The 13,116-nt window shown below is 60.9% G+C and carries 11 protein-coding genes, 1 tRNA gene, 2 rRNA genes and 2 pseudogenes (1 of these 16 running past the window's edge); 9 read left to right on the top strand and 7 right to left on the bottom strand.

All coding sequences use genetic code 11. The annotated features are described in order from the left end of the window. The 3 genes from K6301_RS12950 to K6301_RS12940 all read left to right on the top strand — a co-directional run. Positions 1-1,077 (top strand): 23S ribosomal RNA (locus tag K6301_RS12950); it begins 1,828 nt to the left of the window's first position. Between the two features lie 279 nt (positions 1,078-1,356). After that, a 5S ribosomal RNA gene (rrf, locus tag K6301_RS12945) occupies positions 1,357-1,471 on the top strand. Positions 1,472-1,723: 252 nt separating this feature from the next. Then, positions 1,724-1,800: transfer RNA gene (locus K6301_RS12940), tRNA-Met, on the top strand. 162 nt (positions 1,801-1,962) lie between these two features. Here the strand turns inward: K6301_RS12940 and K6301_RS12935 are convergent. After that, positions 1,963-2,361 carry a response regulator gene (locus K6301_RS12935; protein ID WP_247217482.1) on the bottom strand — a complete coding sequence of 133 codons (399 nt, stop codon included), beginning with the start codon at positions 2,359-2,361 and terminating at the stop codon, positions 1,963-1,965. 10 nt (positions 2,362-2,371) lie between these two features. Beyond that, positions 2,372-3,475, bottom strand: a complete 1,104-nt coding sequence (locus K6301_RS12930; protein WP_247220613.1) for a histidine kinase dimerization/phosphoacceptor domain -containing protein — start codon at positions 3,473-3,475, stop codon at positions 2,372-2,374. 243 nt (positions 3,476-3,718) lie between these two features. Between K6301_RS12930 and K6301_RS12925 the strand changes: the two are divergent. Then, positions 3,719-3,901: pseudogene (locus tag K6301_RS12925) on the top strand (PAS domain-containing protein); the annotation flags it as partial. A 53-nt stretch (positions 3,902-3,954) separates the two neighbouring features. On the opposite strand, the gene istB reads toward K6301_RS12925, so the two are convergent. Beyond that, on the bottom strand, positions 3,955-4,767 hold the full coding sequence (istB, locus tag K6301_RS12920; protein WP_220360291.1) for an IS21-like element helper ATPase IstB: 813 nt from the start codon (positions 4,765-4,767) through the stop codon (positions 3,955-3,957). Continuing rightward, the gene (gene istA / locus K6301_RS12915; RefSeq protein ID WP_220360292.1) at positions 4,757-6,283 is read right to left on the bottom strand and encodes an IS21 family transposase; all 1,527 of its coding nucleotides are present in this window, start codon (positions 6,281-6,283) and stop codon (positions 4,757-4,759) included. Before istA ends, istB begins: the two co-directional genes overlap by 11 nt. A 99-nt stretch (positions 6,284-6,382) precedes the next feature. Here istA and K6301_RS12910 point away from each other — a divergent pair, with 99 nt between their 5' ends. Continuing rightward, positions 6,383-7,099 (top strand): sensor histidine kinase, encoded by a 717-nt coding sequence (locus K6301_RS12910; RefSeq protein WP_247217480.1) that lies wholly within the window; start codon positions 6,383-6,385, stop codon positions 7,097-7,099. A gap of 12 nt (positions 7,100-7,111) precedes the next feature. Here the strand turns inward: K6301_RS12910 and xth are convergent, their stop codons facing one another. Both xth and K6301_RS12900 read right to left on the bottom strand, forming a co-directional pair. Continuing rightward, positions 7,112-7,894 (bottom strand): exodeoxyribonuclease III, encoded by a 783-nt coding sequence (gene xth, locus K6301_RS12905; RefSeq protein ID WP_247217477.1) that lies wholly within the window; start codon positions 7,892-7,894, stop codon positions 7,112-7,114. 31 nt (positions 7,895-7,925) lie between these two features. Further along, the gene (locus K6301_RS12900; RefSeq protein WP_247220612.1) at positions 7,926-8,363 is read right to left on the bottom strand and encodes a DUF1810 domain-containing protein; all 438 of its coding nucleotides are present in this window, start codon (positions 8,361-8,363) and stop codon (positions 7,926-7,928) included. Between the two features lie 485 nt (positions 8,364-8,848). On the opposite strand from K6301_RS12900, the gene K6301_RS12895 reads away from it, so the two are divergent. From K6301_RS12895 to epsC, 4 genes and pseudogenes are all read left to right on the top strand, one after another. Beyond that, positions 8,849-9,802 carry a sulfonate ABC transporter substrate-binding protein gene (locus tag K6301_RS12895; RefSeq protein ID WP_247217475.1) on the top strand — a complete coding sequence of 318 codons (954 nt, stop codon included), beginning with the start codon at positions 8,849-8,851 and terminating at the stop codon, positions 9,800-9,802. Beyond that, positions 9,802-10,641, top strand: coding sequence for an ABC transporter permease subunit (locus tag K6301_RS12890; protein WP_247217473.1), 840 nt, complete (start codon positions 9,802-9,804; stop codon positions 10,639-10,641). The genes K6301_RS12895 and K6301_RS12890 overlap by 1 nt, the downstream gene beginning before the upstream one ends. Next, complete coding sequence (locus K6301_RS12885; RefSeq protein ID WP_247217470.1) at positions 10,638-11,381, top strand: ABC transporter ATP-binding protein; 744 nt, start codon at positions 10,638-10,640, stop codon at positions 11,379-11,381. The genes K6301_RS12890 and K6301_RS12885 overlap by 4 nt, the downstream gene beginning before the upstream one ends. A 5-nt stretch (positions 11,382-11,386) precedes the next feature. Next, positions 11,387-11,902 (top strand): annotated as a pseudogene (epsC, locus tag K6301_RS12880) (serine O-acetyltransferase EpsC); the annotation flags it as partial. Between the two features lie 116 nt (positions 11,903-12,018). Here epsC and K6301_RS12875 read toward each other — a convergent pair. Next, a complete protein-coding gene (locus K6301_RS12875; RefSeq protein ID WP_247217468.1) occupies positions 12,019-13,083 on the bottom strand; it encodes a substrate-binding domain-containing protein in 1,065 nt (354 codons plus the stop codon). Positions 13,084-13,116: the final 33 nt, after the last annotated feature.

Below are 13,116 nucleotides of genomic sequence, written 5' to 3'. Positions count from 1 at the left end.
AAGTCGCAAGACGACGTATAGGGTCTGACGCCTGCCCGGTGCTGGAAGGTTAAGAGGAGAGGTGCAAGCTTTGAATCGAAGCCCCAGTAAACGGCGGCCGTAACTATAACGGTCCTAAGGTAGCGAAATTCCTTGTCGGGTAAGTTCCGACCTGCACGAATGGCGTAACGACTTCCCCGCTGTCTCCAGCAGAGACTCAGTGAAATTGAATTCCCCGTGAAGATGCGGGGTTCCTGCGGTTAGACGGAAAGACCCCGTGCACCTTTACTATAGCTTTACACTGGCATTCGTGTCGGCATGTGTAGGATAGGTGGTAGGCTTTGAAGCAGGGACGCCAGTTTCTGTGGAGCCATCCTTGAAATACCACCCTTATCGTCATGGATGTCTAACTGCGGCCCGTTATCCGGGTCCAGGACCGTGTATGGTGGGTAGTTTGACTGGGGCGGTCGCCTCCGAAAGAGTAACGGAGGCGCGCGATGGTTGGCTCAGACCGGTCGGAAATCGGTCGTCGAGTGCAATGGCATAAGCCAGCCTGACTGCGAGACTGACAAGTCGAGCAGAGACGAAAGTCGGTCATAGTGATCCGGTGGTCCCGCGTGGAAGGGCCATCGCTCAACGGATAAAAGGTACGCCGGGGATAACAGGCTGATGACCCCCAAGAGTCCATATCGACGGGGTTGTTTGGCACCTCGATGTCGGCTCATCGCATCCTGGGGCTGGAGCAGGTCCCAAGGGTTTGGCTGTTCGCCAATTAAAGCGGTACGTGAGCTGGGTTCAGAACGTCGTGAGACAGTTCGGTCCCTATCTGCCGTGGGTGTAGGAATATTGACAGGATCTGTCCCTAGTACGAGAGGACCGGGATGGACATATCTCTGGTGGACCTGTTGTCCTGCCAAGGGCATAGCAGGGTAGCTATATATGGAATGGATAACCGCTGAAGGCATCTAAGCGGGAAACCAACCTGAAAACGAGTATTCCCTTGAGAGCCGTGGAAGACGACCACGTTGATAGGCCGGGTGTGGAAGCGCAGCAATGTGTGAAGCTTACCGGTACTAATAGCTCGATTGGCTTGATCGTTCTCATTGTTCATGCTCATCAGCGCGCCAAGGCGCACTGATGATGCTGATCTTTTGTCCTCAAGGGCTGTAGGCCCTGCGGACGGCGCGCCATCTAGGGTGTTTTGCTGAAGCGAAAACCCGGGATTGGCGACGCGCCTTGCGCTTGCGGCCGACAGCGAAGGAGAAGATCGAAAAGACGTGTTCATGACCAGCGAAACCGGATGAAAAATAGCTATTCGCTATTCGCCACTCCCTATTCGCTCAAAATCCAGCTTCTCATTACATTGCCCTTAGCCGACCTGGTGGTTATGGCGGGGTGGCCGCACCCGTTCCCATTCCGAACACGGCCGTGAAACGCCCCAGCGCCAATGGTACTTCGTCTTAAGACGCGGGAGAGTAGGTCGCTGCCAGGTCTGCTAAAGGCAATGCGCTTCAAACGAAGCAAACAATCTTCTCGACACGCATTCGGCCCTGCCGAAACCAAAGGGCCGCATCAAGCGGTCCTTTTTTGTTTGCAGAATGAAACCGCATCTCAGGGAACGAAGCATCGAAACCGGTGCGCCCCTGACAGGAGACAAATCGCCTTCGGCAATTTGCTCCGGCACAGTCCGCCATCGCAACGCGATGGCGTAATCGCGATAAATCCCATAGGGATTTACGCTTGGCGCGGGGTGGAGCAGCCCGGTAGCTCGTCAGGCTCATAACCTGAAGGCCGCAGGTTCAAATCCTGCCCCCGCAACCAAATACCTAAAACCCAAAAGCCCTCTCGTCACGAGAGGGCTTTCTTGCGTTGGGACCGCCCCAATCATCCCCGCGTCCCGAAGCGGCCGTAGCTGTTCTGGATTGATGACCTTGCTTCGTTCCGACTCTCCAGTCACCGATCAAACGCCCACCGCCCACGCAATCACGCGGGGACTTTCAGGCTTGCCGGCGCGCTCGGTGTTTCCACTCCCGAGACCACCGCTTTGAGATATTGAAGCGCATTCTGAATTCCGTTCATCGTATACGGCTTCTCGATCGCCCCGATTGCGCCGGCGAAATCCTCGGGTATGCGCTTCAGATTGCCCGACACGAAGACATAGGGAATGCCCTCGGCGGCCAGCCGCTTCCCGACATCGATCCCGGTCGGACCATCCAGCAGGTGGATGTCGACAAAGGCCATGTCGGGCCTTGCCGACTGGATCAAGGCGATGGCTTCCTTGCTGTCCGCAGCAAAGCCCGACACCTTGCATCCGCTTGCCTCGACCTCACTCTCGAGTTCCATCGCCAGCAGAACCTCGTCCTCTACGATCAGTACATTCAACAATCGTTCCTCACTTATCGACCAGCAGTGTCACCTGGACGTCGGTCGTATGGCCGTCCGACGTCCGTTCAATTTTCGCGCGAAGCTGTCGTAGCGACGCATCGAGCATGGAGGCGGCGAAGGCGGCTTCCTCGGCGTCAACTTCAACCGGTGTCACCGTGTCGGTCACCCTGATCAGGAAATGTCCGTTCAGCCGGCGGATCTCGAGATGGATCGCGCCGCCGCCGTCGCTCAATCCGCGCCGGACGGCATCCCCTATCAACTCGTTGATGATCAGGGCGAGGGGGGAAGCCTTGGTCGCCGGTACGACGACCTCGTGCAAATCGGTTGTCAGCCTGATGTCGTCGCGTTTCAGCGCGTCAACGACATCGTGGACAAGGTCCCGTGCGAAATCCGCCACATCGAAGTGCCCGACGTCATCGTCGTTCAGCAGCTTTCGCTGAACGGTACTCAGCGCCTCCACCCGGTTGAGCATCGCGCGCACGGTTCGTCTCACGGTATCGTCCGAGGTGATGCGCGCCTGAAGTTTCATGATCGAGGCGATGGTCGCGAGGTTGTTTTTTACGCGGTGGTCCACCTCATGGACGAGGGCGGTCTTGACGCGCAGAGCCTCCGTGAGGTCCGCGGTACGACGGGCGACCTCGTCTTCGGCGAGATGCCGCGCGCGGGCCAGCTCCGCCTCGTTGCTCTTGATGTCGGTGAAGTCGAGTTGCGAGGCGAAGAAGTACATCACCTCGCCGCTGGCGCTCCGCACCGGGCTCACGAAGAGCGCGTTCCAGAAGGCGCTGCCGTCTTTCCTGTAATTGAGGATGTCGACCGAGACGTCATATTCGCCCTGGACCGCGGCCCTGAGCTTCGCCACCGCCTCACCGCTCGTTTCGGGGCCTTGCAGCAGGCGACAATTTCGCCCCACAAGCTCGTCCGGCGCGTAGCCGGTCAATTCGGAGAAAGCCTTGTTCGAGAAGATGATGGGGTTGTCGTCCTGGTGGGGATCGGTAATCAACATCGGCATACGCGTCGCCTTGAAGGCCGCCGAAAAGGGGTTTTCCGACAGCTGCGCCGCGATCAGCCTGTCGCCAGCATCGCGTGCATCGCCGACTTTGTCATTGCTCATGTTTGATCGTTCCAGAAGATGACATGTGCCCAATGGTTGAATTAGCGCTCCGGTTCCATTTCGAAAGACCGAAGGCGCCATCAAAACGATATTTTGGTGAAACGCACACGAACCCCGGGGTGCTCCCTTGCCGTCGCGGGGAAGTGCTATAATGTTTGTTTCCGTTTAAAATGAACGCCTTGGCGTATATCGAATATCGAACGAGGGATGACGGGGGTGGATCGCGAAGCGCAGCTGTCACCAATGACCTCGGTAACCGAGCTTCTCGATACCGTGGATTGGGCGTCGGGGCCGCTTGGTCCGAAGACGGAATGGCCTGCCTGTCTGCACGCCGCAATCGACATCATGGTGCCGTCGCAGGCTCAGATTGTCATGTTCTGGGGCCCTGAATTCGTCGCACTCTACAATGACGTTTACGCGCCCACGTGTTGATTTGCACTGAGAGCTGACCCGGGATTTGCGCCGAGAAGTGACCCGCCTTAGGTATCGTCCGTCGTGGTTGGGGTGGTCAAGTTCCTGCGTTTCTCCTTCGTCGTTTTGGGCTCATGGGCCGAACTGTTTTTGAAGCGGAAGCTGTCGTTGCCGGTTTCGAGGATGTGGCAATGATGTGTGAGGCGGTCGAGCAGCGCGGTGGTCATCTTGGCATCGCCAAACACGCTGGCCCATTCGCTGAAGCTCAGGTTGGTGGTGATGATGACGCTGGTGTGCTCGTAGAGCTTGCTTAGTAGATGGAAGAGCATCGCACCGCCTGAAGCACTGAATGGCAGGTAGCCCAGCTCGTCGAGGATGACGAGATCGGAGTGTGCCAGGCGGTTGGCGATCTGGCCTGCACGACCTTGGGACTTCTCCTGCTCAAGCGCGTTGACCAGTTCCACGGTTGAGAAGAACCGAACCCGCTTGTGATGATGTTCGATGGCCTGGACGCCGATGGCCGTGGCAATATGCGTCTTGCCCGTGCCGGGACCGCCGACCAGGACGATGTTGTTGGCGTCGTCGAGGAAGTCGCAGCGATGAAGCTGACGGACCAGTGCCTCGTTGATCTCGCTGCTGGTGAAGTCGAAGCCGTTCAGATCACGATAGGCTGGAAAGCGTGCCGTCTTGAGCTGGTAGGCCGTCGATCGCACTTCACGTTCCGCGGTCTCAGCCTTGAGGAGCTGCGATAGGATCGGGATGGCAGCCTCGAACGCCGGCGATCCCTGCTCGGTGAGTTCGCCAACGGCCTGGGCCATGCCGTGCATCTTCAGTTGCCGCAGCATGATGACGACAGCGCCGCTTGCCGGATTATGACGCATGGCGAACCTCCGTCTTTCTCAGCGCATCGTAACGTTCGACATTCGCCTTGGGCTCATTGGTGAGCGTCAAGGCCTGAGGCGCGTCGATGGTGGGCGGTGTGAAGGATTTGCCGTCGACGAGGCGATGCAGCAGGTTCAGCACATGCGTCTTGGTCGGAACGCCGGACTTCAGCGCCATGTCCACGGCCGACAACACGGCCTGTTCGTCATGCTGGAGAACAAGGGCCAGGATATCGACCATCTCGCGGTCGCCACCCGGCTTCTTCAGGAGATATTGCTGCAAGGCCCGGAATGCCTCCGGTAGCTCAACGAATGGAGCGCCATTGCGAAGAGCACCGGGCTTGCGCTGCACCACCGCCAGATAGTGCCGCCAGTCGTAAATGGTCTGTCCTGGCCGATCGTGAGAACGGTCGATCACGCGGCGATGCTCGCACACGATCTGCCCCTCCGCTGCGACGACGACACGATCCGGGTAAACCCGCAGGCTCACCGGTCGATTGGCGAAGGATGCCGGGACGCTGTAGCGATTGCGCTCCAGATGGACGAGGCAGGTTGGCGTGACCCGCTTTGTATACTCGACGAAGCCGTCGAACAGGCGGGTAACAGGCATCAGCGCCAGAGCTTCCTCAGCCCAGATGTCAGCAATGGTGCCGCGCATCTGTCCGTGTGGGGTCTTTGCCCAGAACTCCTTGCATCGACGCTCCAGCCAGTCGTTCAGGGCATCCAATGATGGAAACCGTGGAACAGGTTGGAAGAAGCGATGACGCGCATCCTGAACATTCTTCTCGACCTGTCCTTTCTCCCAGCCGGACGCGGGATTGCAGAACTCGGGCTCGAACACATAGTGACTGGCCATTGCCAGGAAACGGACATTGACGTCGCGCTCCTTGCCACGGCCGACCTTGTCGATCGCCGTGCGCATGTTGTCGTAGATACCGCGGCCGGGAATGCCGCCAAACACGCGGAATGCATGATTGTGGGCATCGAACAGCATCTCATGCGTCTGAAGGAGATAGGCCCGAACAATGAAGGCACGGCTATAGCTTAGCTTCGTATGTGCGACCTGCAGCTTGGTGCGCTCGTTGCCGATAATGGCCCAGTCTTCCGACCAGTCGAACTGGAACGCTTCGCCTGGTTCGAAGGCCAGAGGCACGAACGTTCCGCGCCCTGTCGTCTGGAATTCCCTCTGCCGGTCTGACTTCCATTCCCGGGCAAAGGCTGCAACGCGGCAATAGGAGCCGTCGTAACCGAGGCTCACCAGGTCGGCATGAAGTTGCTTCAGGGTGCGCTTCTGCTTGCGGCCCTTCTTCGATTCCGTCTTCAGCCAGGCCGACAGCCGATCCGCGAAAGGATCAAGCTTGCTCGGTCGCTCCGGGACCTTGAACTTCGGCTCCACGCCGTCCAGGCGCAGGTATTTGCGGACGGTGTTCCGGGACAGGCCGCTCCTGCGGCAAATCTCCCGGATCGATAGATGCTCTCGAAAATGCCAGCGTCGTATTACGCTCAGTAACGCCATGTCGATCACTCCAGAGCCCCCGCTGAAACCTCGCGAGGGATGATTGAAACATGGGTCAAATCTCAGTGATAATTTCCCGCAATCCCGGGTCAGCTCTCAGTGCAAATCAACATTCTGCTGAGTGTGTCGCCCATTCACGATGCCAGCGGACGTGTCGTGGGCGCTTCGAAATCGGCACATGACATCACGGTCAAAAAGGAAGCCGAGCGCCTTCAATCCGTGCTTGTCAACGAGATGCACCATCGTGTCAAAAACATCCTCGCGACGGTCATTGCGATCGCGAGGCAGACGATTGGAAGGGACAAGGCGAACAACGACGATATCGAGGCCTTCACAAGCCGAATTGCTTCGCTCAGCCGGGCGCAGGATCTTCTCGTCAACCGGGACTGGCAGAAAGCGGACCTCAGGGCGATCGTGGAACAGGCCACATCGCCATATCCGGCAGACGCATTCCGTATAAGCGGTCCGACGGTCTCGCTCCCGCCGAAAGCAGTGATTTCCCTTGCGCTCGCGCTTCACGAACTGGCGACGAATGCCGCAAAGTACGGCGCGCTGTCGAGCCCGGATGGACGCGTGTCCATCACCTGGCAATGCGATCCGCTGACCGACCCGTTCCTACGCATGACATGGAAAGAGTCCGGCGGGCCCGAGGTCGTTCCGCCCACCCGCAAGGGTTTCGGGACCACGCTGATCGAGCGTCTTCTGGCGGCCGAGCTGAAAGGGGAGGCCCGCCTGGCTTACGACACGGACGGCGTCATGTTTGTGCTCGAAGCCGATATCTCCCGGATTGCCGATGAAGCTGCAGCGGATCGGTAGCGGCTCTCCGGCTCAGCGCGACGGTGGTTCGATCTCGATCATGACAGGCGCGTGGTCGCTGGTGTGATCCCAGCCGCGTGGGCCGCGGCGCACGCGCGCCGTTCTCAGCCAGGGCGCCAGCGTCGGGCTCAGGAGGAGATGGTCAATGCGCAGGCCTGCATCGCGTTCGAACGCGTTGCGCCAGTATTTCCAGAACGTGTAGATGCGTTCGTCCGGATGGAGATGGCGGACGGCGTCGGTCCAACCCTGGGCGAGGAGATGGGCGTAGGCATCCCGGACCTCGGGCCGGAACAACGCGTCATCGCGCCAGCGTTGTGGCGCATAGACGTCGATATCCGTGGGCATCACGTTGAAATCCCCGACGAGCGCGACCGGAACGTCGAGCGACAGCAGATCGGCCGCATAGGACTGGAGCCGCTCGAACCAACGCAGTTTGTAGCTGAATTTCGGCCCGGGCGCGGGGTTCCCGTTCGGAAGGTAGAGGCAACCGACCAGGAGGCCATCGACAGCGGCCTCGATATAGCGGCTATGGGTATCGTCCGGATCGCCCGGCAGTCCACGTCGCGTCAAGATCGGCGGCGTGTCCCTGGCCAGGATCGCAACGCCGTTCCAGCTCTTTTGCCCGTGCCAGACGGCCTCGTATCCCATGCGCTGAAGCTCGCGCTGCGGAAACCGTTCGTTCGGCGACTTGAGCTCCTGCAGGCAGACGACATCGGGCGCATCCTCTTCCAGCCATCGCAACAGGACGGGAAGTCGGCCGTTGATACCATTGACATTATAGGTGGCGAGTTTCACGCGGCGGTCTCCGGCGTTTCAATTGTTCTGGTCAATCGTTCTGGCGCGCAAGTAGCTCAAGCGTGCGCTCGTCCGGTCGGCCGTCGTAATAGCGTTCCAGGGCAACCTGAAACCGCGCGTTTTCATGGTTCGAGGCTGCATCGAACAGCGTCATCGACGATCGGAACTTGAGGTCGTCGGGCGAGCCGAAGATGTCATGGGCCGATCGGTCGTGGTGGATGAGAACCGCATCGGTGGCCCGGGCCAGCCGGTCTGCCAGAAGAGGGTGCCGGAGATAGGCCCGTGCCTCGTCCAGAGAGGTTATGCCGTAGAATTCCGCGGTCGCCGAGCGGCCAAGCGCGCGCAACTGCGGAAAGATGAACCAGATCCAATGGGTCTGTTTGCGGCCGGCACGCAGCTCTGCAAGAGCGGTGTTAAAGACAAGCTCCTGAGCGTCGACGAACCGCTTGAGCTGGAAAGGATCATCCATAAAAATCGACAGCTCCACCTGGGGATTTGCTCGGCAGATAGCGCGCCCGTCATCTGCAACAAGATGGCAGAGCCGGAGAAGTCGACCGGCCATTGCAATGCGTCGGGGTGTTCCTATCTCTTGTGCACTCTCGTTGGAGATACCCGCGATGGCACATAATCAGACCGAAAATCTCTTCGACGGCTTGGTCGAAATCCTGCCGCCGCACCGGTGCAGCAAAGCTGCTCCAAGGGCCGCAGCCTGTATCTGTTGTGGGCGGGCCGATCAGGCGATTGACGACGATGGCTGTGGCATCTGCGATGCCTGCATCGGTGCTCCGGCAGGACCGGGCTTGGGTCCATTAACGACTGCCGACATCACGCGTTCCGATCCGTCGCTAGGAGAAAAAACTACAAGCTCCGGGTAGCTTTGGAATGGGCGTCCTCGAAAGAGAAAGAAATCTATAGATTATATGTAGTTCAAAGATTTCGGTACAGGGGAACGCCATGACGATTTCACGCCGCCTTTTCTCGACGGCTCTTGCCGCCGTGCTCGCCTTGCCGCTGTGGAGCGGAGGGCTGGCTCAAGCCGCCGACAAGACGGTCCGCATCGGCTACCAGAAGTACGGCACGCTTGTCCTGCTCAAGGGCAAGGGCCTTCTCGAAAAGAAGCTGGAGAAGATCGGCTATACCGTGACTTGGACGGAGTTCCCTGCTGGTCCGCAGCTCTTGGAAGCGCTCAATGTCGGCGCCGTCGATTTCGGCACCACCGGCGAAACGCCGCCGATCTTTGCGCAGGCCGCCGGCGCGCCGCTGGTCTACATCGCGCATGAGCCGCCGGCAGCACGCGGCGAAGCGATCCTCGTGCCCAAGGACAGCCCCATCAAGACGGTGGCTGATCTCAAGGGCAAGACGGTGACGCTCAACAAGGGCTCGAACGTGCACTACCTGCTCGTCAAGGCTCTGGAAGAGGCGGGTCTGAAGTATACCGACATCAAGACCTCCTTCCTGCCGCCGGCCGATGCCCGTGCCGCCTTCGAACAGGGCGCGGTCGATGCCTGGGTCATCTGGGACCCGTTCCAGGCGGCCGCGGAAGTGGCGATCGAGGCGCGTGAGTTGCGCAATGGTGAAGGCATCGTGCCGAACCATCAGTTCTATCTCGGTGCGAAGAGCTTCGTGGACAACAATCCCGAAGCGGTCGACGTGGTGATCGAGGCTGTCGGCGAGATCGACGAATGGGCAAAGGCCAATACCGCTGCGGCCGCCGCTGAACTGGCGCCGTCGGTGGGCATTCCCGAGGATGTGCTTGCCGTCGCGCTGGAGCGCCAGTCCTACGGCGTCAAGGCGATCGACGAGAGCGTCGTCAAGCAGCAGCAGGCGATCGCCGACACGTTCTTCGAACTCGGCCTGATCCCCGAGAAGATCTCGATTGCGGATGTCGTGCGCAAGGGTGGTGCCTGATGGCGGACACGTCGGTGGCCGGTTACGCTGCCGGCGATACCCGCAGCAAGCCCAATTTCAAACGTCTGGGAAGCGCCCTGTTACCCTGGGCCCTTCCTATCGTGCTTCTGGTCGTGTGGGAGATCGCTGCGCGGACTGGCCTCGTGACGGCCCGTCTCATGCCGGCGCCGACGACCGTTGCCGCTGCCTTCTGGAAGTCGCTGCTGAACGGCTCGCTCATCGTCCACACGCTCGCCTCCACGCAGCGCGCGCTGATCGGCCTTGCCATCGGCGGTGGGCTCGGTTTCATCGCGGGCGTCGTCAACGGGCTCTGGAAACCGGCCGAGACGCTGCTCGACAGCACGCTGCAGATGGTGCGCAATATCCCGCATCTCGCGCTCATCCCGCTCGTCATCCTCTGGTTCGGCATCGATGAGACGGCGAAGATCTTCCTCGTTTCGATCGGCGTCTTCTTCCCGATCTATATCAACACGTTCTACGGCGTGCGCACCATCGATCCGCAACTCGTCGAGATGGCCTCGGTTTACGGGCTCGACCGCAAGGCGATGATCACGCGGATCATCCTGCCGGGCGCACTGCCTTCTATTCTCGTCGGCCTGCGCTATGCGCTGGGCTTCATGTGGCTGACGCTCATCGTTGCCGAGACGATCTCTGCCACTAGCGGCATCGGCTACATGACGATGAACGCGCGCGAGTTCCTGCAGACCGATGTCGTCCTGCTGGGCATCATCGTCTATGCCCTCCTCGGCAAGCTTGCCGATGTCGCGACCCGCGCGATCGAAAAGCGCGTGCTTGTCTGGCACCCCGCCTACCAGGGCGGGCAGGAGGGCGGGCGATGAGTGCCGCCGACTTCTTTGTGCCGGAGAGCGAGGCGGGTCTTCCGATCTCGTTGTCGCGCGTCGGGAAAACCTTCGGCAAGCTGAGCGTGCTGGGAAATTTCAATCTCGACGTTCCGGCTGGCCAGTTCCTTGCCGTCGTCGGCCGGTCGGGCGGCGGGAAGTCGACGCTGATGCGCCTGATCGCCGGGCTCGATACGCCGAGCAGCGGCCGCGTCGCCATCGGTGGGCGCACGGTCGAACGCCTGCATCCCTCTGTGCGCTTGCTGTTCCAGGAGGCCCGCCTGGTGCCCTGGCAGCGTGTCGGGGAAAATGTCGGCATTGCCCGCGGCCCGGATTGGCAGGAAAAAGCGCGGCGGACGCTGGCCGATGTCGGACTGGAAGACCGCGAGAACGACTGGCCGAGCGTGCTTTCCGGCGGCCAGCGGCAGCGCGTGGCGCTGGCCCGTGCCCTTGTCAGCGAGCCGCAAATCCTGCTGCTGGACGAACCCTTCGGCGCGCTGGACGCGTTGACGCGCATCGAGATGCACCGTCTGTTGGAGCGGATCTGGACGGACCGCGGCTTCACCACGGTCCTGATCACCCACGACGTGGCAGAAGCCGTTGCACTGGCTGACCGGGTCGTCGTGCTCAGCGGTGGCGCCATCTCGCTCGATATTGCTGTCGAGCTCGACCGGCCTCGGCGGGAACTCGCGGATCCGCGTGCCGTCGATCTCCAGCGCCAGATCCTGGAGGCGGTATAGGCGGCGAGGTTCTGACGCCATTTCTTTATTTCAAGGGCTTTTCCGCATTGCAGGCCTATCGTGTCGGCCATTGGCTGTGGACGATGGGTCGCCGGCACCTTGCCCGCCACATCCAGAGCCGGATTTCGGAAGCCTTCGCGATCGATATTCATCCCGCGGCCGTCATGGGGCGCGGCATCATGCTGGATCACGGCAGCGGACTCGTCATCGGCGAGACGGCGGTCGTCGAGGATGATGTCTCCATTCTCCAGAACGTCACGCTCGGCGGAACCGGAAAGCAGACCGGCGACCGCCATCCGAAGGTTCGCCGCGGCGCGCTGATCGGGGCGGGCGCCAAGATTCTCGGCAATATCGAGGTGGGCGTCGGCGCGAAGATCGGCGCCGGCAGCGTCGTCGTCGCTCCGGTCGCGCCGTACACTTCCGTCGTCGGCGTTCCGGCGCGACCGGTGGGCAAACCTCACACGGCTCTGCCGGGCGTGACCATGGACCAGAGCCTGAGCGAGCCGGAATACATCATCTGAACGCGATGGCGAGTGCGGTGCGCAGTCAGGCCGGGCCAGATTTATCTGCTCGAACGGTTCAACGAATTAGGGGCCGACGATGCGGCCCCCGATTTTCGCAAAGTTTGCGCGTCGCTTCAGTTCGAGGGCGCGGCAGCCTTTGTAATCCACTCGGCCGTCACCGCATGTTCAAGCGCGAATTCCGGCAGCTTGGCGTTCAGCTCTTCTTCCGTCTTCACATCGTTATCGAGCAGGAACTGGCGCGTGATGAGGGTCGGCGGCAGAAGGATGTTGGTTTCCTTGAGTTCGCCCGTCAGCGACAGGGCAATGGCGCGCAGTGCAGCCGCGCCGGTTCCAGCGGCGCTGATGGCCGAGGTCGCGACCCACGGGCTGTTCGGTTCGCGGATCGCCTGGATGTCCGACGTCGAGACGTCGACGCTGTAGATCTTCACCTGGTCGTTGAGACCGGCTTCGTCCACGGCGATCTTCGCACCGCGCGCGAACTCGTCCCACGGTGCCAGAACGACATTGATGTCGGGATTGGCGCGGAAGACGGCAGCGGTCTGGTTTGCGACGGTCTGTGCCGGCGTGTCGTCGACCGCGCCCCACTGGGCGAGCTGGCTTACGCCGGGATGGCTCTTCTTGAAGGCCTGCCAGGCGACGTCGCGCTTGTCGAGGGCCGGGAAGCCTTCCACGTAGATATAGCCCGCCTTGAAGTCGTCGCCGTTGTCCTTGACCGCCTGCTCCAGCACGAGGTTCAGCTGCTTGCTTTCGTCCTGGTCGATGACGATGATCTCCTTCTGCGGCAGCGTGATGTTCTGCACGGCGATCTTAATGCCGGCGTCCAGGGCTTCCTGCACCACGTCGGAGACCGCCTCGCCCTTGCCGCCGGCGATGATGATGCCGCTGACGCCGAGATTGATGGCCTGGCGAATCTGCTCGCGCTGTTCGTCAGGCTTCTGGCGGCCCTGGAAAGAGCGCAGCTCGATGCCGAGTTTGTCGGCCTGGCGCTTCACGCCCGCTTCGTAGTTCTGGTAGTAGTCGCCGCCCGAGAGGTAGACGATGAGCGCGACCTTGACGCCGCCCTTGTCGAAGGGTGCGGGCGCGCCGCTGATGCCCTGCGCGCTGGCTATGCCGCTCATGATGCCGGAGGCGGCCAGAAGCGTGCCGGTTGCGAGACCGAGAAGAGTACGTCGTTTCATGTGTTTCTCCGATTTTGATGCCCGTCCGGGCTG

It is taken from the genome of Shinella oryzae (genome assembly GCF_023038235.1).
GTDB classification, from domain to species: Bacteria; Pseudomonadota; Alphaproteobacteria; order Rhizobiales; family Rhizobiaceae; genus Shinella; species Shinella sumterensis.
Note: the sequence above shows the minus strand (reverse complement) of the source record. Positions and strands in the feature narration are given on the sequence as shown.